Here is a 19,024-nt window from a genome sequence, read left to right as displayed (position 1 = left end):
TTATATATTATATTCGAAAGTAAAATAGGTACTCCTTTAAATAATTTCAGTAAGTGTATTAAATAAAATTATATATAACAAAAAGCATGAATTAATCTAATACTAATAAATCCATGCTTTTTGTTTATGTTATAAATTCGCAGATTGCGAAGGTTGTTTTTCATACTGTTTCTGTTTAGATAGCGATATGAAAATAATTAATAATGAAATAACTCCGAAGATTAGAACCATATATTGCAATCCAATCGTATCTAAGAAGAAGCCTGTGCCAAGTAAGACAATTTGGAACATAACTCTCTCAAACATATTACGGAATGAGAATAGACGGCCGTGATAGCTTTTTTCCACTTTCGTTTGGAAAATTGTCGACATAATAGGGAAGAAGCAACCGACACTAAAACCAAATAAACCAAATGATGTAAGAGACATCCATTTTATATCGCTAAAGAACAATGATAGATGTGCAAAAGCGGTACAAGCTGCGAAGAAATATAGTAACTTTTCAGGTTTGAAATGGTCCGATAAACGTTTAATAACGAAGGCACCCAACATAAATGCGATACCTTCAATTGTATATATAAATCCTTTAATCGTTGGATCATGTTGCATTTCGCTAATATTAATTACCATTAAATTAAATCCAGCTATAAATAATAGCGGGATAATACTTAATATAAGTGCTGTGAAAGCAATCGGAATTCCTTTTAAAATACGAAATACTTCCATAAAGCTATTATCTTTTGCCGCTTGTTTACTTGGTGTTGTTGATTTCTTATCTTCGAATTGTAGGAAGAAAGTTGAGAGGAATAATAAAGCGTACGCTGCCATTGAGAAGGCATACATATACTGTAAACTCATTACAACTAAAAGAATTCCACCTAGTGAAGTACCTGCAATACGAGCGATTGTACCTACATTCATATGTACACCGTTCATTTGTAATAACTCATGCTCACGTACGATGAGCGGGATTACAGATTGTAATGCAGGGAAATAAAATGCTGCTGAAATTTGAAGAGCAACCATAAATGCAATCATAAAGGCAATACTTTCAAATTGGATAGCGAAAAACATAAAAATAACACTTATAACACGACCAAACCCGGCGTAAAGAAGAACTTTTTTCTTTTCATATTGATCAATTATGCGACCTGCCATAGGACCAACTAGAACACCAGCTAATAGTCCGATAAATAATATAACTGATTTCATGAAATCAGAAGGGACATATTTTTGCATAAACTCAAGGTTACCAAGAATACCAAGCCATAACCCTAGACCAGCAATAAACTCCCCGATTAAAACAATCCAAACATTTTTATTACGCCACATAATATAAAACCTCTCCGTCTTTTAAAATGAAAAACTCGTATATAAAACCTCCTTATTTTATGTATTATTAGTAACGAACTTTTTAGAGTCAGAGTCTATATTACGTGTTTCATCAGCGGATTTCAATCTTTTTGATTTATCAAAAAATAAAAAAGCAAGAACATATAACTATGTCTCGCTTTTCTCAATTGCAAAATTAAACATTAGATTCACTTAGCAGCATTTACGCTCTTGTCCAATAGCTAAAGCGCTAAAAGATAGAGGACCAACAACTTCTGCGCTTGCACCACTAGTAAGGTTTTCTACAGTTAATGAATATTCGTGTGTGCCACTGCTAACATTTTGATCTATAGCTTGAAATGTTTGAGTGTAGAATTGCTCAGAATCTGTAGATTCAATACCTGCTTGTGCATTGAAAATTTCGAAGTTATCACGGAAAATTCGGAATAAAACTTGTGAAGTCCCAGATATACCTTCTACACCAATTGTAGCGATTAATTCTACACGATTATTACGTGAATCTCTACTTGAAATTCTTACTTTCAAATTTGCTAGAATTGCTTTATTTGGAGAAGCTGGGATTGCAAAAGTGGTTTCACCCGTTTTACTTATAGGTTGAGTAGCTTGGTAATCAATGATATGAGTCATATTCGTCACCTCCTCATATACTAAAATATGAAAGTAGCAATCGAATGGCTTGGACAAATAATGGAATATTTTAATAGAGTCGACAATAATTGATGAAAAGGGTAACTTACAAAAAAGCATCAGGATCTTATCACCTTGTTGTGATAAGATCCTGATGCTTTTTTGTCATTAGGCCGAATATTCTTCTTTACGTACTTCGAAAAATTCATTACGACGTAAGTAATTATAAACTTTCTCGGATACCTCTTCTTCTTCAGACATTAAGAAACGATGATCAAAAGCATAGAAGGATTGACCTTTAATTAATTTTACGTAGTAAATTTTACACGCCTCCTCTAGCGAAATTAGTATTTACTTAATATTATGATGACCTATAAGTATGTGAATCATACTTGAAGTTTCAAAGGATTGAAGCGAAACAAAATAAAAAAGCTTACAAAATTGTAATGTTGTTGTCACGTTTTCCGATAGTTAAAAATAACCAATCTCTTCTATACTACAAATAAGTTACATAAAATAAGGGGGTAAAAAGATGGATGAAGTGATTGGAGAAGTGGTAGCAGGTATTTGTGAATTTGTGGTGGAAGTAACAGTAGATGCTATTGGGAATTTAGTTTCCGGAAATGATGAGGAAAAAGAAACATTATAATAGTTTGTAAAAGTATACAGATGATCAAACTAAAAAGGTTGATTTCTAAAGAGAAGTCAGCCTTTTTAGTTTTTACATTATATTAATATTATTTGAATATTCATTTGTTATTATGTTTGTGGAACGCATAAAGGAGGTGAATAAATAAAGATGTCAAATTTAGGAACTGATTTATCTGATTCTCGTTTGATTGTGGCGAATGTGGAGGAAAAGGAATATCACTTTATTGTTCGTGAACATCCGATTGTAGGGGAGATTATATCGCTATTGGAAAATGGAAAAGAATATGGTTTAATAAATAAACAAATCGCTAATAAAGATAAATTTATTAAATCGGAGCTTGCTAAATTAGATTATTTTAACATAGATGTTCTATATCATACACCTGGATGGATATGGATTGGCATGGATCAATTTGGTTTACATGCTCGTGAGGCTACTTATAACGAAATAGACATTATTATGAAGTTGAATGAGGATTATATTATATAGATGAAAAAGTAAAAATGTAATTGATATTTAGTGAGGTTAGGGGACTAGTTTCCGTAACCTTTTTTGTTTAATATTGAAACGGAAAATAGATATGATGTAGGACAGTATGATAAGAAGTGAGCTGAAAAGAGGATTTGAAAATACATAAAGAGAACTTTAATTATTATATGAATTCTATATGTCAATAACAATAGAAAGAAGATGATAAAATGAGTAAAGAAGAGCTTGTGAAACAACAGTTTGGTAATAATGCAGAGAAGTATGTAAAAAGTAAAATTCATGCTAAAGGACCGGATTTACAATATGTAGTTCAACAAGTTGAGTCTCGTCATAATAATCGTCTTCTTGATATTGCTACTGGCGGAGGACATGTTGCAAATGTATTAGCTCCATTGTTTCAAGAAGTAGTTGCCTTTGATTTAACAGAAAAAATGTTAGAGAATGCGAAAAACTTTATTATAAGTAATGGACATGAAAATGTATCTTTTGTCGCTGGAAATGCTGAAAGTTTGCCGTTTTCGGATCGTTCATTTGATGTGATAACATGCCGAATTGCAGCACATCATTTTACGAATCCAGATCAGTTTGTTTATGAAGTAAATCGGACGTTAGAAGATAATGGATTGTTTATTTTAATAGATAATGTTTCACCGGAAAATAATGAATACGATACATTTTATAATTTTATAGAAAAAAAGCGGGATCCGAGTCATGAACGAGCGTTGAAAAAAACAGAATGGATTACCTTGTTAGAAAAAAATAGTTTGCAAATGCTGTCATGTCTTACTTTTGACAAGAAATTTGAATTTGACTGGTGGTGCGATATGATGGATGTACCTTTGCAAAAACGAGCGAAGTTAACAGAATGTATGATGAAAACATCACTTGAAATACAAGAATTCTTTAACATTCAATATGAAAATAATAAAATTATATCGTTTTATACTGAAATGGCATTGTTTATATGTAAAAAAAGCGGGACATTAAAAAGATAAATTCCTTGCAGTCTTTTCAAAGTACGTTATACTTAGTACAGAGAAAATGAGAATTGAGGAAAAGTAATAATGATTCGCGTACGTATTGAAGGAACTGAAGAAGAAATGCTTGAATTTATGGAGAAAATGCCAGATATTCCTGGATTTGAAAAAACACATATGAGAGAACCGAGAAAAGGAAATAATCCAAAATACGATTCAAGTAAGAATGTATTAGCATATTTATCTTATAAAAAGATCGAAGTCGCCAATAAATAGGCGGCTTTTTTAGTTTGCACTGTTTCACAGCCTTGTCTTTTTTACATAATAATAATAGTAGATTATGCTGAAGAGGGGTGAGGATAGTTAATAAGAAAATCATCTTTTTTGGAGACTTTGGTATTGACGATGCTGTGGCGTTAATTTATGCAAATAAAACATGTAAATTAGATATTATAGGTATTGTTGCTGAATATGGAAATGTATCGCGAGAAATCGTAACGGAAAATGTGTATTTTTTAGAAAGATACTATGCTACAGAAGTAAAGATCATTGAGGGTGCAGCAAGACCGATGACAGCTGAAGAACCTTTGTTTTTTCCTGAAATTCATGGAGAACACGGCCTAGGCCCCATTATTCCACCTGAAATGAGGATTTGTAAACGGGAAAATTTTTGTGAATTAATTAAATTAATTGAGCCTTGTCCAGAAGATATTATTATCGTAGCGACAGGACGATTAACAACATTGGCAACATTATTTTTATTATATCCAAATGTAATGGATATAATATGTTCGTATTATATTATGGGCGGTGCGTTTTTATTTCCTGGTAACGTTACTCCTGTATCGGAAGCAAATTTTTATGGAGATCCAATTGCTGCAAATATTGTAATGAAGTACGCAAAGAATGCGACTATTTATCCATTAAATGTAACGCAACAGGCCCTAATTACGCCTGAAATGGTGGATATTATTAATAAAGAAGGAACAGGACAGGCAAAGCTTATTAAACCAATGATTGATTTTTATTATGAGAATTTTTATAAAAAAGAATACCCTGGTATTGCTGGAAGTCCGATTCACGATTTGCTTCCGTTCATTTCATTTATAAATGATGATATTTTTGAATATAAAAAATCTGCAGTTTGGATTAGTACGACAAATGATGTAACAAGAGGACAAAGTGTGGCTGACTTTAGAAAAATCGCTGAGCCAACAAGGTTTGATGATCGGCCAATACAAAGAATTGCGGTTGGTTTTAACTATCCTGCATTCAAAGAAGAGTTTATGCGTACAATATTGAAGCCTGATTGCCCATAATATGAGAAATATGAAGGGTTTCCACCACTAATCCAAAAACTAGTTGTTCATTATTTTGAAATAATCTAATAGTTGAACTGTATGAATAACTTATGAAAAATGTAGCATAACTAATGGTAAGCAATTGTTTCTAATTATATTTTGATTGGTGAAATATAAAGGAGGTTATCATATGATTTGGTCTTTAATCGTTGGTGGTATATTAGGATGGTTAGCTAGTTTAATTACTGGCAGGGATGTACCTGGTGGTGTAATTGGTAATATTATTGCTGGTATTATTGGTTCTTGGATTGGTGGGAAATTACTTGGTAGTTTCGGCCCAGTAATCGGCGGATATGCAATTATTCCAGCTTTAATCGGTGCGATTATTTTAATCTTCATCGTAAGCTTCTTATTGCGAGCAATGCGAAAATGAATGTAAGGACTGTTTACATTTGTAAGCAGTCCTTTTTATATGTTATGCTAGTATTATACAATCAGGAGGTGTCAGCATTGAAAACATTTACAGTAAATTTCCATCAAGAAGATAATGCAAAAGCGACAACAGTACATAAATTAAGTGAAGAGGACTTCAACAAAGCAACAGAAAAAGGTACTCGTCATCTATTTGATTTAGATACAAACGTTGGATTCTTCGTATTCTTTGACGCAGAAGATGCAGAAGGAAATGATCAATACTTAATGCTACAATATGAAGGAGATCATGAAGAACCAACTGCGTGCTACGGATTTGATTTAAAACTATACTATCAATTTTTAGCATTATACTTAAACGATCTTGAATTCCAAGGTGAAACAGATGAAGAAGAGGAAGAGTATGGTCCAATTCATCATTTAGCTCACTTACTTTATCATATTGTTGAAGATGGAAAGTCAATCGAAGTGTAAAAATACATATGTAAAGCTGTCCTTTTGGGGCAGCTTTTTTCTATTTAAGGAAGGATTGCAGTGTAAATGGCGAGAAGGGATATATAAGGAGATGGAAAAATGATAAACAATACAATTCCAAGTTTTTTAAAATTATGGGAAAGCACCGACGTAGAATTAGCGGTCCTCAATCAATACTTCACTTCGCATCCAGAGATATTTGAAGAATACTTTAAGTATCATTGTCCTAAAACGAAAGAACGTCTTTCTAATGCCATTAACCTATATCCCGCAAAAATAGAAGATATTCGTATCATTGCAGAAACATTACCGACTATTATTCAAGAGATAACGAATAAATATCGTAATAAATATAGCTTTGATGTAAATATGAAATTCCACATATTTGTTGGAGCTTTTGGATCTAATGCATTCGTAGAGAGGGAGATCATGGGAGATATATTTTTTGCGGTAGAAAAATTATCTCCAGATTTGAATCATCTTCGTGTTATGGTTGCTCACGAAATAGGGCATATATATCATAATGTTATGTTACAAAATAATGGAATGGATTGGGAGAAAGCTGAGTGGACCGATGCGGCAGTTAATTTGTATCGTGAAGGTATTGCAACATATGTATCAAAGCAAATTGTGAAAGGTTTAAATGAATCAGTGTATTACTCATATGACGATGATGGTGAACGTTGGTTACAATATTGTATAGAAAATGAAGAACAAATAAAGAAACGTTTTTTGGAAGATTATATAGAAGGATGGACGTTTGAAAAAGAGAAAGAGTGGTTTCGGTTATCTGGCGGACAATATTTTGGGTACAACCGACTCGGTTATTTTTTAGGAACAGCTTTTGTAGAATATGTTGCACAAGCATTGGGCGAGAGTGAAGTATTTACTTTTTGGAACAAACACAATTTGAAAAGATCTGTAATGGATTGGTTATCGAAATGAATCAGATTATGATAGGGGGCTGAAATGTATGAGAGTGTATGTGAAGATAGGTATGTTATTTCTCGCTTTTACATGCATTTTTGCATTAGTAGCATGTAAAGGAACGGACGAAAAAAAGGAAACAGATCCAACAACGGAAAATAGTAAAAATGAACAGAATAATACTTCTGAAGAAAAGAAAGAGCCTGATGAAAAATCAAATAATGAAGGATCAACAATACCAAAGCCAGATCCAAGTACGAAAGATACAGTAATCAATCAAAAATCAATTAACCACGTTAAAGAATTGTTTGAATTAGCGAAAGAAGGAAAAGTACCTAACGTTCCGTTTGCAGCGCATACAGGAGATATTGAAGAAATAGAAAAAGCGTGGGGGAAAGCAGATAAAACGGAACAAGCAGGAAATGGAATGTACGCTACTTATACAAATAAAAATGTTTCCTGCGGTTTTAATAAAGGATCACAAGTTTTTGATGTACGCTCCTATCATGCAGAACTAAAATCAATTACATTACAAGAAATAGAAAAAGCATTAGGAAAACCAACTTCAGTTAAAGGAAATGGTGAAGATAAAATATATGTATATAAAGTAAACAATCAGTTTGAGTTAAAATTCATTATTCCAAAATCGACTGGTAAGGTAAATCATATTTCGGTATTTTCACCTGAGGATAGTATTAATAAAATGGCAGGGTAGGATAATAAAAAAGGATGTCACAAAAGTCGAAATCGATGACCATGTGACATCCTTTTTTTGTGTAAATAAGAAACTTCCTTTTATAAAATATGATGGGGATGCTCTAAAACATCTTTTTGAATATCTTTTCTTTTTTTCTTACGCTCTAAATTTTGAACAAAAAGAACTTGAATAATGCCTCCAATTGTTAAGAAACAAGCACAAATATAAAATAGCATACTGCCGTTTAGTTTACTTAATAAAACCGCACCGATAACAGGACCGCACGTTCGAGATACATCCCAATGTAACCCGTAAATTGAAAAATACAATCCACGTTTATCTGTAGGAGCGATTTCTGAAACGAATCGAAGTAAATGGTTGAACGCAACACTTTCTCCAATGACTAAAAAGAGTAATGTGAAAAATAATGACAAGATTGTTGCTGAAAATCCATAGCCAATTGCAGCTATCGTAAAGCAGGTGTAAGCAATAAGTATGATTTTCGCCATAGAAAATTGTTCAGACCATTTTACAAGGAAAACTTGTAGAGTGATTTCCATAAGAGCTTTGCATGTTGTAATAAAAACGAGTATGCGATCGAAATCCGGAAGTGTATGTTTCACGAAAATAAGATAATTTGTTTCAGTTTGTGCATAAAAAAAGCTAATAGGAATTGTAGTGATCATTAGTCCAAATACGGCGTAATGTTTGTGTACAAATTGCTTTGGAGATGATACTTCAAGCTTTTGCGTTGGTGTTGTCATTGCCGGAGCAGTTTCTGGAAGCTGCGTCCAAACAACGACTGCATATGCTATAAGTGTAATGCTTTGCACTATAAATACATATTCAGGGTGAGTCTTATAAAAAATAGTACCAATTAAAGGACCGATTAGAGTACCTATTGCTCCCATCGTTTGCAGAAGAGAGAAGATTTCCGCTTGCTGTCCTTGTTTTGTTAAATCAGCAATTTGTGCCCGTTGAGCGGGAATATATAAGGAGCGGCCAACCCCATTTATGACGTATAATAATGCAAATATAAAAACAGATTGAGCAAAGACGAAGCTGCCAATTGCAATACCTTGTAGTAATAAGCCGAGTAACATAATTTTTTTTCGTCCATATTTATCAGTAACTCCCCCAGCAATAAGTGTAAATACAATGTCTGAAAGTGGTTGTAATCCGAAAATTAGCATAGTTATTATGATATTACCGTTTAACATTTTATCAACGTAAATAATCATAATGATGGCTAACATGGATTCTGTTGTTCGGGTTAATAATTCGCCGCACATTCTTATAATAATTGGTTTGTTATAACGTAGTAAGAGATTGGTCAATATTAATTCCTCCTTTCTATATTGAAATGATAAGATGAAAGGAGAAAGAGAAAAAGGGTAGAAATAAAAGGGGTTATTTTTCACCTTTTAGGGGGAGTATGATGTTTATTTTAGATCAATATATTGAACTATGGTGTGTCTACGGTAAAGGGAGACGAGAAGGAGAACGATTAGAAGTAACCGTACAAATGATAGCAGAAACATTATTTTGTACAGAGCGTAATAGTAAATTAATTATAAAAAAATTAGAAGAGTTACATTGGATCACTTGGTTTCCAGGTCGCGGGAGAGGGAATCGTTCTAAATTAATATTTCAAAAGCAACCAATTCCACTAATTTTAGAAAGAGGAAAAGAATTAACGAAAAAAGGAGATGTGAAAAGTGGAATCTCATTTGTAGAACGCTACAGCTCACAATTTCCATCAATAAAGAAAGAGTATGAAGCTTGGGTAGATTCTATATTTGGTCATCAAATAGAACGGACATCTGAAGGAAGAAAAGATGTACTTCGTTTGCAAGTACAAATGAACCTGGACATCGCTTTAGATCCGGTTTACGCTACGATGCGCTCAGAATGTCATATGGTTAAACATCTTTTTGATACACTCGTATATGTAAATGAAGAAACAAATTCTATAGAACCAAGGCTTGCTTTTCAATGGGAATATAATGATGCTGAAAAGGTATGGACTTTTTATTTACGAAAAGGCGTTCGTCTTCATAATGGAAAACGACTCACTGCACATCATGTTATACATTCATTGAATCGATTTATGAAAGCTGAAAACAACCCACACGCATGGATGTTACAACATGTTGAAAGTTTCCGTGCAGTGGATGAATTTGTTGTTGAAATTCAATTACATACGGTAAATAGGATGTTTTTACATATGCTAAGCGCAGAACAGTGTTCTATCGTAATTGAAGATGAAGCAGGAAACTTCATAGGTACAGGTCCTTTTATATTACGAGAGAAGAATACACATTTATTTGCATTAGAAGTACATGATTTATATTATCGTGAAAGACCTTTTCTTGACCGAATTGAACTATTGAATGTGGAGCAAAATGTAAATACTTATGACGTGTTAGTAAAGGCGCAGTATAAAGATAAAGAAAATCTCAATAAAGAACTTTCACGGCTTGAATCGAACGTGACATATGTAACGTGTAATCTTGTAAAAGAAGGGCCAATGCAAGATGAACTGTTTCGGAAAGCGCTATATAAAATTATTCATGGCGATAAAATCGTTCAAGAACTCGGCGGAGAACGTGGAGAAGTGGCAAAGAAACTAATATTAGCAAATGAAAGCATAGTAGAAATTGAGGAAGATATCGAAAGTTTAATTAAGAGAAGTACGTATCATAATGAAGTGCTACAACTATATACATTTACAGGACGAGATCACGTTGAAGATGCACAATGGATACAAAAAGAGTGTGCGAAGTACGGGATTCGTGTAGAAACTAATTTTCTTGAAATAGAAGATCTTTTAGAAATAAGTACGATACAAAAGGCTGATATAATGCATGATAGCGCAACAATTAGCGAACGAATAGAAGATAGTTTGCTATATATGTTTCTTACAAAAAACAGTTTTATTCATGGGCAAAGCAGCGTAGATTTTCATAAATCATTGTCCACTTATTTTAAACAAGAACAAGTAGAGAAAAGAGTTACACTGTTACGCGAAATTGAAGACACTTTGTTACGTCACATTCATATAATTCCTTTATACCGTAACAAACAACAAGTAACTTCTCATGAAAAAGTACAAAATATAATGATTAATTCACAAGGGTGGATTGATTTTTATGAAATATGGTTTACATGTTGATATATAAGGGTTTTTACGCATTTTATAAGATGCGTGACAACCCTGTTTTTTTGTGAAACAGGGTTGTTTTACACATTGTTACGTTACTTGTGATAAAAGTCTATTTACAGCGTAACAGTGTTATGTTACATTGTTATCAGGAAGGAGTGTTATACAGTTGAGTACAGATTTAATTTCAAAAAAAGATTTATTAGAACTTACTGGTATTTCATACGGACAATTATATAGGTGGAAAAGAAAAAAATTAATACCGGAAGATTGGTTTGTACGAAAGTCTACATTCACGGGTCAGGAAACATTTTTTCCGAAAGAAAAGATATTAGAGCGTATTGATAAAATTCAAACGATGAAAGAGGATCTATCACTTGATGAACTAGCAAATATGTTTTCGCCGAGTGTGAGGGAAATTCTTTTAACGAAGGAAGACATTTTACGTAAGGGGATTGCATCAGAACCAGTTTTACAATTTTTCATAGAACAAACGAATAAAACAGCGGAGTTTCAATTTGTAGATATTCTTTATGTGTACATGTTAGAAGAATTACTACAATCGGGAGAAATTAGTTTAGAAGAAGGAAAAATGGTCTTGCAAGTTTTACGTGAAAATTATGAAGCAATGAAACATAAAACGTGTGACTTAATCATTATTCGAAAGTTAGGGATTTCTACATGTTTATTAGTTTCAAACGTGGACGACTTAATTTTTGAAAAAGGCACCAAAATCGTTTTACGCGAAGCGATTATGAAATATACCGAAGCATTAAAAACTAAATTGTTGTAATGGAGGAGTAAGTATGCGTACAGATAATTTGATTATAAATGGTTACGGTTCATCGAATGGCGGTGAGTTTCATAAAGTGCAATTAAACGGAAAAGGAACTGTGAATGGAAATGTCGAATGTGAGCAATTTGAATGTAACGGTTACGGAGCAGTTACTGGCGATTTGAAAAGTAACAGTGCACGAATTAGCGGATCTGGTAAAGTCGATGGCACAGTTCATGCTGAAACGATGCGAATTGATGGAAAAGCTACAATTACGCAAAATGTAAAGGCAAACAGTTTGAAAATTGCAGGAAAAGGTACGATAGGCGGAAATGTCACAGGTGAAGAATTTAAAGTCAATGGTCAAGCAACAATTGACGGTAATTGTGAAGTGGATACTTTTTCTTCAGAAGGACAATTTACAATTGGCGGATTATTAAGCGCTGATGAAATAAATATTAATATTCACGGTACATGTCGCGCGAAAGAAATTGGTGGTCAAACGATTAAAGTAAGGCATAGATCAGGTACATTAAGTAGGCTATTTAAAACAGTATTTGGCTTGCAGTTAGAAGCTGAACTATTAGAAGGGGACAATATTGATATTGATTATGCTCACATAAGAACGGTAAGAGGAAACAATATTACAGTAGGACCGAACTGTGAGATTGAATTCATTGAATATACAGGTGTTCTGACTGTTGATAAAAGCGCAAATGTAAAAGAAATTAAGCAGGTTTAATGGGAGGGAGAAAGCAATATGGAACATCCACATAGTCTCACAGTAAATGGTTCCGGCAATTCAGCAGGCGGAGATTATAATAAAGTGAAGATTCGCGGTGAAGGAACGATTTCTAATGATATGAGCTGTAATGAATTTAAAACGTACGGCACGAGTGATGTACGGGGTAATATGAAAGTGAAAAATTATGTTGTGTATGGAGATAGTGAAGTACAAGGAAATGTAGATGCAGAATATGTAAAAGTATACGGTAATACACAAATTCATGGTGATGCACATATTGAAAAAACAAAAGTTAGAGGTATGATAGATATTGCGGGGAAGTTTTCAGGTGATTTTGTCGATGTAAAAGGTGCTTTAAATGTTAGGGGAAATATTGAAGTAGAAGATTTATCATTAACTGGTGGTCTTGAAAGTGATGGATTACTTAATGCTGAAAATATTCAAATCTCACTTCGTTATGAAGGAAGTAAGGTAAGAGAAATTGGTGGTAAAAACATTACGATTCGTAAAAAAGCGAGATTTCTTCCTTTTATTAGTCATGTTGGAAACCTCCAAACTTCAATTGTGGAAGGAGATGATATTTATTTAGAACATACGATTGCTGAAGTAGTGAGAGGAAACAACGTTACAATTGGCCCTGGGTGTGAAATTAGTGTTGTAGAATATCATACTAGTTTTAATCAAAAGGGTAATGCAGTCGTTAAAGAACATAAACAAATATAAGTAGTACGAGGGAGAGAAAGGTTATGGTTGAGAAGAATAATAAGCTCGGCTTTGTTGTGGCGGGCTTATTGCTAGGTATTTTAATGGCATCAATGGATAATACCATTGTCGTAACAGCGATGGGAACGATTGTTGGTGACTTAGGAGGTCTTGAAAACTTTGTATGGGTCGTTTCTGCCTATATGGTCGCAGAAATGGCAGGCATGCCGATATTCGGTAAACTATCAGATATGTATGGTAGAAAGAGATTCTTTATTTTTGGTTTAATCGTTTTTATGATTGGTTCGGCACTTTGTGGTACTGCTGAAAATATTACACAGTTAGGTATTTATCGTGCCATTCAAGGTATTGGTGGTGGGGCATTAGTGCCGATCGCGTTTACTATCGTTTTTGATATTTTTCCTCCTGAAAAGCGCGGGAAAATGGGCGGTTTATTCGGAGCAGTATTTGGTTTATCGAGTATTTTTGGACCGTTGCTTGGCGCGTATATTACAGATTATATTAGCTGGCACTGGGTATTTTACATTAACTTACCGCTTGGCATTTTAGCACTTATTTTTATTACATTCTTTTATAAAGAGTCACGAGTTCATAGAAAGCAAAAAATTGACTGGTTTGGTGCAATTACTTTAGTTGGTGCAGTAGTTTGTTTAATGTTTGCTTTAGAGCTTGGCGGACAAAAATATGACTGGGATTCTAGCTTTATTTTAAGTTTATTTGGTGCATTCGCTATTTTAATTGTTACATTTATTTTTATTGAACGAAAAGTAGAAGAGCCGATCATATCATTTGAGATGTTTAAGCAGCGCTTATTCGGAATGAGTACAATTATTGCATTATGTTACGGTGCTGCGTTTATGTCAGCAACTGTGTACATACCGTTATTCATTCAAGGTGTATACGGTGGTACCGCAACAAACTCAGGATTACTACTATTACCGATGATGTTAGGATCAGTTGTAACAGCGCAATTAGGTGGATTTTTAACGACGAAGCTTAGCTACAGAAACATTATGATTATTTCTGCTGTTATTATGCTAATAGGACTATTCTTATTAAGTACATTAACGCCAGAAACAAGTCGTGCATTATTAACAGTGTATATGATTATTATCGGATTTGGGGTTGGTTTCTCATTCTCTGTACTAAGTATGGCGGCTATCCACAACTTTGGTATGGAACAGCGAGGGTCTGCGACTTCAACGAGTAACTTTATTCGTTCATTAGGCATGACGCTTGGTATTACAATCTTCGGAATGATCCAAAGAACAGGTTTCCAAGATCAATTAGAAGAAGCATTTAAGGGTATGAGCGGAGGAATGAATACAAACGCTTTAGGAGATTCAAGAGCTATTCTATCAGAAGCGGCAAGATCTCAAATCCCGCCGCAAATATTAGATAAAATTATTGATGCTCTTTCTAGCTCAATTGTCCAAACATTTATGTGGGCATTGGTACCAGCTGGTTTAGCATTCATATTTATTTTCTTTATGGGAAATGAGCGTATGGTAATGAAGAAACAACAAAAGAATAAAAAGAGCGAAACATCTAAAGCGTAATGAAAAAGCTCCCTTCCAATTGGAAAGGAGCTTTTTCGTATGTACGGTTTTAGATTAGCCTTCGATGATTTCGTATTCTTCGTCTGCTAATAATAAAATTTGTGTTTTCTTACCTTTGTTTTGAACTTCGATTACATCGTAAGCACCTAGGTCTCTTATTTTGCTTTGAGAAGCGTTAACCATAACTTCAATAGAATCAATTAAGATATCTTCTTCAATGTATGATTCAGGCAATGCCATATCTTCAGTATCTAATACACATGCGTATAGATTTTGTAAGTTTTCAGCAGTTGGATTTTGTTCTTCAACATCAATGATGTTTTTTACTGCTTCCATATTTTCTTCTTTTGCTTGGTATACTTTAATTTTAGCCATTGTTTTAATCTCCTTTATAACGTAATCGTAGAGGCTACACTTCATTATAACGTTTTTTTTATGAAAGATGAAATCGTTATATGTATTTATAGGGAAATTTATGCGTTATTACTCATTATTGGCGTAATTTCATTATTAATGAGATGAGTAGGTAGTATATTCCTACGTTAAAGTTATATTGTCCAAGCTTATCTCATACCCCCCTCATATTATGTGTATGAGATAAAACATATAGAGAAGGGATGGGGTGTAAGTGGGTTGTGAGCCGAAAAGAAATTATCGATGTTTCCAAAAGGATACGAGTTAAGAAAAATAGATGAACATATTGTAAATAACTCTACATTACATAAAGTCTCTGAAGATTTTACAAGTCAATTTCAATCAGTTGAAGATTATATAAACCGAGGTATAAGATATTGTGTTTTGTATAAAGGAGAAGTTGTATGCGGTGCATCATCATATAGCATTTATGATAGCGGGATTGAAATTGAAGTAGCGACTAATTACAATCATAGAAGAAAAGGGTTAGCGACTATAGTTAGTGCAGCACTAATCTTGGACTGTTTAGAAAAAGAGATATACCCAAACTGGGATGCAGCGAATACTACATCTGCAAAATTAGCTGAAAAACTAGGATATGTTTTTGATAAGGCGTATGATACTTATTTTGTGGATAATAGATGAAATCGTATTTTCAAATAAAAGAGCAGTTAGCAAAAGCTAACTGCTCCTCTCCAAAGGGGGAATGGAGAGATACAATCATGTTACTTACATTATTGACGGGAGGTTGATTTTTAATCAATCTATTATAAAAGTTGAGATAAAATATTTTTAATTAACCCTGAGGATCCAATTAAGAGTACTGATAAAAAAACGATTGAGAATATACTTTTTTTAGGTTTTTTTAATTCTATGTATATGTTAATAATGGCACCAATTGCAACTACAGTAAAGATAACGAGTCTTACTACATCTATCATAAATAACGCTCCTTTTAATTACTTAATTGTATTATATAGGAATTCGCGTTTCGATTAGTTTATTTAAATACGATTTAAGGTAATTTTAAACAAACTAATCTTTTATACAAAAGTAAGGTTAAGGAAAAAGATAGCGTAAGTAGTAATAGTATATCTTGTAGAAGCTGATGTAGACCAAATAAAGTAGGGTTATTATCTATGGGCAAGTATAATTAATATATATACTCACTTTAGGTACCTTTACAACTTAAATAATAAAACATGCTTTTCATAATGATCCAAACACCAATTATATTTTTCTAGAATAATTGGATGAACAAATTCTTTCGTAGTATCGACCTCAGTATAGCCATATTTCTTATAAAAGTTTTCTAATTCCTCAAAAGGAAGGCAATATACATGTTGTACTTGTAATTTCTTCGCAGTTTCTACTAAAAATGAAACAAGTTCCCCAGCTAATTGTAGACCTCTAAATTTAGGAAGAATAAGTATCCCACCCATTTCTAAAGTATTTTCATCTATTTGGACTAACCGGCCAACACCTGCATACTCATTGTTATATGTAATGATTGCAACTTTATCTCTTTTTAAATCACTGCGTACAAATCCTATTGAGTCATATTGATTATTAATCCATTCTAAATCATTAGATGTAGCCATTTGGATACTCATAGACATCCTCCTTCGGAATACTAGCACTATCTTTATTATATAAAACATAAGATGCTATATCAAAAGAACTTTGATATAGCACATTTGCAAAATTTATTAGTTGAAGTTGTGGATTTGCTGGTATTCAAATGATAACTTCAACTAAAAGAGGATAAGAACCTTGTGAATTTAGTGTAAAACTAGTTCGTGTGTTTGGTAACGCATTATTATTTAAGCGTATAGAGTTTATAGGTTTATTTTAATTGGTGTAGCTACTATATTATTGGAACTAGTAAGGAAATATAATAATCACCAGCCTGAGTGATAAAAATCGTATTAGAATTTAGCAAAAAAACCTCCTGAAAAAGAAAAGGGATTTAAAAATAAGAGCACTTCGAAAAGTGCCCTTCAGTAACGACTACTCATTCTAAAAAGAAAGGATGCAATATATCATATGAAGTTAAGTGTATTTAATTATGGGCCTTTTATATAAAATTTTTATTTTGTTCCGAATAAAAAGGTGGTTGTTTCCGCAACCACCTTTCAGTAAAATAAAGCACTTTTTATGAAATAAATTATGGATGATCCCTAAAAAAGGTTATAGGATATACTCACATTTTTATAACTAAAGTGACGAGCTCAGGTTATAAGAAAGGAACAATTATATTGTATGAAATCTAGACTAGATTCGTTACAAAGAAAGCTGTCTTCTTATTAGAAGGCAGCTTTCTTTTATTAAAAAAGAAGTAGAAATAAAATAGAAGATTAAGTTACTTGTCCAAACAAATTTTTTGAAAATACATAAGATGCTAGTAGTTAGTCAATATTTTAATATTGCCAACTTTTTAGACTAAAAGGAGTGGTTTTATGTGTGATTGTGAAGTTTGTAGAAGAAAGAAAAAACGGGATCCATTAAATCGGTATTCTGAACCAAAAAAACAGGATTCAGAACCATTAAATTCTTATTCGTTTAGTAAAAATGCTAATTTTTTAGAAGAAGCTATACAAACAGATGAGATTGATCAAGTTTCTGAGGAATATATTGAAATAGTTGATTCAGCAGATGTACAAGTTACTACTACAGATACAAAAGCTGCACTATCTATCCAAGCGGCATTACAAGCAGCTATTGTGGTTGTAGTAAGTATTTCTATAGCAGATAGTGAAAAAGCAGATAAAATAACACAAGAATTATTTCAAAAATCATCTATTAAACAAATTAATAGACAAAAAACAATCATTAAAAATTCTAGAAACGTAACCGTAACAACTACTGATACAGATATTGCAGTGAATATTCAAATTCTCCTTCAAATTTTATTAGCTTTACTAGTTAAACTAAACATTTTATAAGGTTTCTAACTTGTTTATATTTAGCGATAAGGGTTTACTCTAAGTAAATGTTTTTTGTTGTAATATGTGGTACAAGCTTGGACTTCTTATTATGACTGAACTAATATTCAAGATTAATGGGAAAGTAAGTGTGGAAAACAAGAGTAAAGGTTAAACACATTATTTAACAGTAAATGAAACTTATGTTTATGTGAAGTGAAGGAAAGCTGACTTCTTATTAGAAGCCAGCTTTTTTATTTTATTAGTAAAAACGTTGAAAAGATAATATTCAGTTACTTGTCCAAGCAATTTGTATTAAAAAACATATAATGCTTGTAGTTATTTAAAATCTTTGCAGAAAATTGATTGGAGTGAATATTGTAAATGGATGATTTAAACAAATTTTCTTCCTTTAAATTTGATAAGGATCAAAAGAATATAATCATAGACCTTTTACTCTCAGATATTTTGAATAGGCATGGGATAAGTGAAGAAAAGTTAAAAGATTTATCACCAGAAAAAAAGCAGCAAATTAAAAATATTGTTTCAGAAATACAATCACAGGTTAATAATTATTTAGATTGAAAGGGGGTGAACATATGGACAAAAAATGTCATTCAAATGAAAATAAAAAGTGGAGTGCATTAGATTCTTCAAATCCCCATCCATCTTTTAAAAATGCTAACGTTTCAGAAGCAGCTGCGCAAGAAAGTAAAACTTACCAAATTTCTGAAGAATCAATTACAATTGTCGATTCAGCAGATGTAGAAGTTACTACTACAGATACAAAAG

General features: G+C 32.8%; 22 protein-coding genes and 2 pseudogenes. 17 read left to right on the top strand and 7 right to left on the bottom strand.

Annotated elements, in window-relative coordinates; genetic code table 11:
- Positions 1–129: 129 nt before the first annotated feature.
- The 3 genes from MR083_RS20465 to MR083_RS20455 all read right to left on the bottom strand — a co-directional run bounded on the left by MR083_RS20465 (position 130) and on the right by MR083_RS20455 (position 2,301).
- Positions 130–1,332 (bottom strand): MFS transporter, encoded by a 1,203-nt coding sequence (locus tag MR083_RS20465; protein WP_000269241.1) that lies wholly within the window; start codon positions 1,330–1,332, stop codon positions 130–132.
- Positions 1,333–1,545: 213 nt separating this feature from the next.
- Complete coding sequence (gene exsC, locus MR083_RS20460) at positions 1,546–1,980, bottom strand: exosporium protein ExsC (RefSeq protein ID WP_016717751.1); 435 nt, start codon at positions 1,978–1,980, stop codon at positions 1,546–1,548.
- A gap of 168 nt (positions 1,981–2,148) precedes the next feature.
- On the bottom strand, positions 2,149–2,301 hold the full coding sequence (locus tag MR083_RS20455) for a YqbF domain-containing protein (protein ID WP_071680000.1): 153 nt from the start codon (positions 2,299–2,301) through the stop codon (positions 2,149–2,151).
- A 478-nt stretch (positions 2,302–2,779) separates the two neighbouring features.
- Between MR083_RS20455 and MR083_RS20450 the strand changes: the two are divergent.
- The 8 genes and pseudogenes from MR083_RS20450 to MR083_RS20415 all read left to right on the top strand — a co-directional run bounded on the left by MR083_RS20450 (position 2,780) and on the right by MR083_RS20415 (position 7,947).
- Positions 2,780–3,141, top strand: a pseudogene (locus MR083_RS20450) (hypothetical protein).
- Positions 3,142–3,330: 189 nt separating this feature from the next.
- The gene (locus MR083_RS20445) at positions 3,331–4,116 is read left to right on the top strand and encodes a class I SAM-dependent methyltransferase (RefSeq protein ID WP_242269769.1); all 786 of its coding nucleotides are present in this window, start codon (positions 3,331–3,333) and stop codon (positions 4,114–4,116) included.
- Positions 4,117–4,185: 69 nt separating this feature from the next.
- Positions 4,186–4,374 (top strand): DUF3970 family protein, encoded by a 189-nt coding sequence (locus MR083_RS20440; RefSeq protein ID WP_000621879.1) that lies wholly within the window; start codon positions 4,186–4,188, stop codon positions 4,372–4,374.
- Positions 4,375–4,451: 77 nt separating this feature from the next.
- Entirely contained in the window at positions 4,452–5,417 is a 966-nt protein-coding gene (locus MR083_RS20435) for a nucleoside hydrolase (protein WP_242269768.1), read from the top strand.
- Between the two features lie 172 nt (positions 5,418–5,589).
- Positions 5,590–5,832, top strand: a complete 243-nt coding sequence (locus tag MR083_RS20430; RefSeq protein ID WP_000638307.1) for a GlsB/YeaQ/YmgE family stress response membrane protein — start codon at positions 5,590–5,592, stop codon at positions 5,830–5,832.
- 77 nt (positions 5,833–5,909) lie between these two features.
- On the top strand, positions 5,910–6,305 hold the full coding sequence (locus tag MR083_RS20425) for a hypothetical protein (protein ID WP_000847587.1): 396 nt from the start codon (positions 5,910–5,912) through the stop codon (positions 6,303–6,305).
- Positions 6,306–6,404: 99 nt separating this feature from the next.
- On the top strand, positions 6,405–7,250 hold the full coding sequence (locus MR083_RS20420) for a DUF5700 domain-containing putative Zn-dependent protease (RefSeq protein ID WP_242269767.1): 846 nt from the start codon (positions 6,405–6,407) through the stop codon (positions 7,248–7,250).
- Positions 7,251–7,278: 28 nt separating this feature from the next.
- Positions 7,279–7,947, top strand: coding sequence for a YjgB family protein (locus MR083_RS20415; RefSeq protein WP_242269766.1), 669 nt, complete (start codon positions 7,279–7,281; stop codon positions 7,945–7,947).
- An 80-nt stretch (positions 7,948–8,027) separates the two neighbouring features.
- On the opposite strand, the gene MR083_RS20410 is transcribed toward MR083_RS20415, so the two are convergent.
- Positions 8,028–9,266: an MDR family MFS transporter gene (locus MR083_RS20410; RefSeq protein WP_242269765.1), complete on the bottom strand. Its 1,239-nt coding sequence runs from the start codon at positions 9,264–9,266 to the stop codon at positions 8,028–8,030.
- Positions 9,267–9,367: 101 nt separating this feature from the next.
- On the opposite strand from MR083_RS20410, the gene MR083_RS20405 reads away from it, so the two are divergent.
- The 5 genes from MR083_RS20405 to MR083_RS20385 all read left to right on the top strand — a co-directional run bounded on the left by MR083_RS20405 (position 9,368) and on the right by MR083_RS20385 (position 14,894).
- Positions 9,368–11,104: an ABC transporter substrate-binding protein gene (locus MR083_RS20405; protein ID WP_242269764.1), complete on the top strand. Its 1,737-nt coding sequence runs from the start codon at positions 9,368–9,370 to the stop codon at positions 11,102–11,104.
- A gap of 157 nt (positions 11,105–11,261) precedes the next feature.
- On the top strand, positions 11,262–11,885 hold the full coding sequence (locus MR083_RS20400) for a YhbD family protein (protein ID WP_242269763.1): 624 nt from the start codon (positions 11,262–11,264) through the stop codon (positions 11,883–11,885).
- A gap of 13 nt (positions 11,886–11,898) precedes the next feature.
- Positions 11,899–12,609 carry a bactofilin family protein gene (locus tag MR083_RS20395; protein WP_001258376.1) on the top strand — a complete coding sequence of 237 codons (711 nt, stop codon included), beginning with the start codon at positions 11,899–11,901 and terminating at the stop codon, positions 12,607–12,609.
- An 18-nt stretch (positions 12,610–12,627) separates the two neighbouring features.
- Positions 12,628–13,335 carry a hypothetical protein gene (locus MR083_RS20390; RefSeq protein WP_000400896.1) on the top strand — a complete coding sequence of 236 codons (708 nt, stop codon included), beginning with the start codon at positions 12,628–12,630 and terminating at the stop codon, positions 13,333–13,335.
- Between the two features lie 23 nt (positions 13,336–13,358).
- The gene (locus MR083_RS20385) at positions 13,359–14,894 is read left to right on the top strand and encodes an MDR family MFS transporter (RefSeq protein WP_000229615.1); all 1,536 of its coding nucleotides are present in this window, start codon (positions 13,359–13,361) and stop codon (positions 14,892–14,894) included.
- Between the two features lie 54 nt (positions 14,895–14,948).
- Here the strand turns inward: MR083_RS20385 and MR083_RS20380 are convergent, their stop codons facing one another.
- On the bottom strand, positions 14,949–15,269 hold the full coding sequence (locus tag MR083_RS20380) for a hypothetical protein (RefSeq protein ID WP_001062732.1): 321 nt from the start codon (positions 15,267–15,269) through the stop codon (positions 14,949–14,951).
- Positions 15,270–15,545: 276 nt separating this feature from the next.
- On the opposite strand from MR083_RS20380, the pseudogene MR083_RS20375 reads away from it, so the two are divergent.
- Positions 15,546–15,953, top strand: a pseudogene (locus tag MR083_RS20375) (GNAT family N-acetyltransferase); the annotation flags it as partial.
- 122 nt (positions 15,954–16,075) lie between these two features.
- Here MR083_RS20375 and MR083_RS20370 read toward each other — a convergent pair.
- The gene (locus tag MR083_RS20370) at positions 16,076–16,249 is read right to left on the bottom strand and encodes a hypothetical protein (protein WP_046647385.1); all 174 of its coding nucleotides are present in this window, start codon (positions 16,247–16,249) and stop codon (positions 16,076–16,078) included.
- 240 nt (positions 16,250–16,489) lie between these two features.
- A complete protein-coding gene (locus MR083_RS20365) occupies positions 16,490–16,921 on the bottom strand; it encodes a GNAT family N-acetyltransferase (RefSeq protein WP_242269762.1) in 432 nt (143 codons plus the stop codon).
- A gap of 846 nt (positions 16,922–17,767) precedes the next feature.
- Here MR083_RS20365 and MR083_RS20360 point away from each other — a divergent pair.
- The 3 genes from MR083_RS20360 to MR083_RS20350 form a co-directional block, all read left to right on the top strand.
- Positions 17,768–18,253, top strand: coding sequence for a spore coat protein (locus MR083_RS20360; protein WP_000332787.1), 486 nt, complete (start codon positions 17,768–17,770; stop codon positions 18,251–18,253).
- Between the two features lie 363 nt (positions 18,254–18,616).
- Positions 18,617–18,817, top strand: coding sequence for a hypothetical protein (locus tag MR083_RS20355; protein WP_000342255.1), 201 nt, complete (start codon positions 18,617–18,619; stop codon positions 18,815–18,817).
- 14 nt (positions 18,818–18,831) lie between these two features.
- The coding region (locus MR083_RS20350; protein ID WP_242269761.1) for a spore coat protein at positions 18,832–19,024 on the top strand (193 nt) is incomplete at its 3' end.

Origin of the sequence: Bacillus cereus group sp. BfR-BA-01408 (genome assembly GCF_022663305.1) — a bacterium.
Classification (GTDB): domain Bacteria; phylum Bacillota; class Bacilli; order Bacillales; family Bacillaceae_G; genus Bacillus_A; species Bacillus_A pacificus.
The sequence above is the reverse complement of the archived record's forward strand: the minus strand, read 5'-3'. Positions and strand labels throughout refer to the sequence as shown.

What these genes read in the sequence shown, in the direction of transcription:
- MR083_RS20405 (WP_242269764.1), top strand. Translation starts at nt 9,368, where the DNA reads ATGTTTATTTTAGATCAATATATTGAACTATGGTGTGTCTACGGTAAA.
- MR083_RS20440 (WP_000621879.1), top strand. Translation starts at nt 4,186, where the DNA reads ATGATTCGCGTACGTATTGAAGGAACTGAAGAAGAAATGCTTGAATTT.
- MR083_RS20430 (WP_000638307.1), top strand. Translation starts at nt 5,590, where the DNA reads ATGATTTGGTCTTTAATCGTTGGTGGTATATTAGGATGGTTAGCTAGT.
- MR083_RS20445 (WP_242269769.1), top strand. Translation starts at nt 3,331, where the DNA reads ATGAGTAAAGAAGAGCTTGTGAAACAACAGTTTGGTAATAATGCAGAG.
- MR083_RS20370 (WP_046647385.1), bottom strand. Translation starts at nt 16,249, where the DNA reads ATGATAGATGTAGTAAGACTCGTTATCTTTACTGTAGTTGCAATTGGT.
- MR083_RS20395 (WP_001258376.1), top strand. Translation starts at nt 11,899, where the DNA reads ATGCGTACAGATAATTTGATTATAAATGGTTACGGTTCATCGAATGGC.
- MR083_RS20360 (WP_000332787.1), top strand. Translation starts at nt 17,768, where the DNA reads ATGTGTGATTGTGAAGTTTGTAGAAGAAAGAAAAAACGGGATCCATTA.
- MR083_RS20385 (WP_000229615.1), top strand. Translation starts at nt 13,359, where the DNA reads ATGGTTGAGAAGAATAATAAGCTCGGCTTTGTTGTGGCGGGCTTATTG.
- MR083_RS20365 (WP_242269762.1), bottom strand. Translation starts at nt 16,921, where the DNA reads ATGAGTATCCAAATGGCTACATCTAATGATTTAGAATGGATTAATAAT.
- MR083_RS20415 (WP_242269766.1), top strand. Translation starts at nt 7,279, where the DNA reads ATGAGAGTGTATGTGAAGATAGGTATGTTATTTCTCGCTTTTACATGC.
- MR083_RS20420 (WP_242269767.1), top strand. Translation starts at nt 6,405, where the DNA reads ATGATAAACAATACAATTCCAAGTTTTTTAAAATTATGGGAAAGCACC.
- MR083_RS20390 (WP_000400896.1), top strand. Translation starts at nt 12,628, where the DNA reads ATGGAACATCCACATAGTCTCACAGTAAATGGTTCCGGCAATTCAGCA.
- MR083_RS20380 (WP_001062732.1), bottom strand. Translation starts at nt 15,269, where the DNA reads ATGGCTAAAATTAAAGTATACCAAGCAAAAGAAGAAAATATGGAAGCA.
- MR083_RS20355 (WP_000342255.1), top strand. Translation starts at nt 18,617, where the DNA reads ATGGATGATTTAAACAAATTTTCTTCCTTTAAATTTGATAAGGATCAA.
- exsC (WP_016717751.1), bottom strand. Translation starts at nt 1,980, where the DNA reads ATGACTCATATCATTGATTACCAAGCTACTCAACCTATAAGTAAAACG.
- MR083_RS20465 (WP_000269241.1), bottom strand. Translation starts at nt 1,332, where the DNA reads ATGTGGCGTAATAAAAATGTTTGGATTGTTTTAATCGGGGAGTTTATT.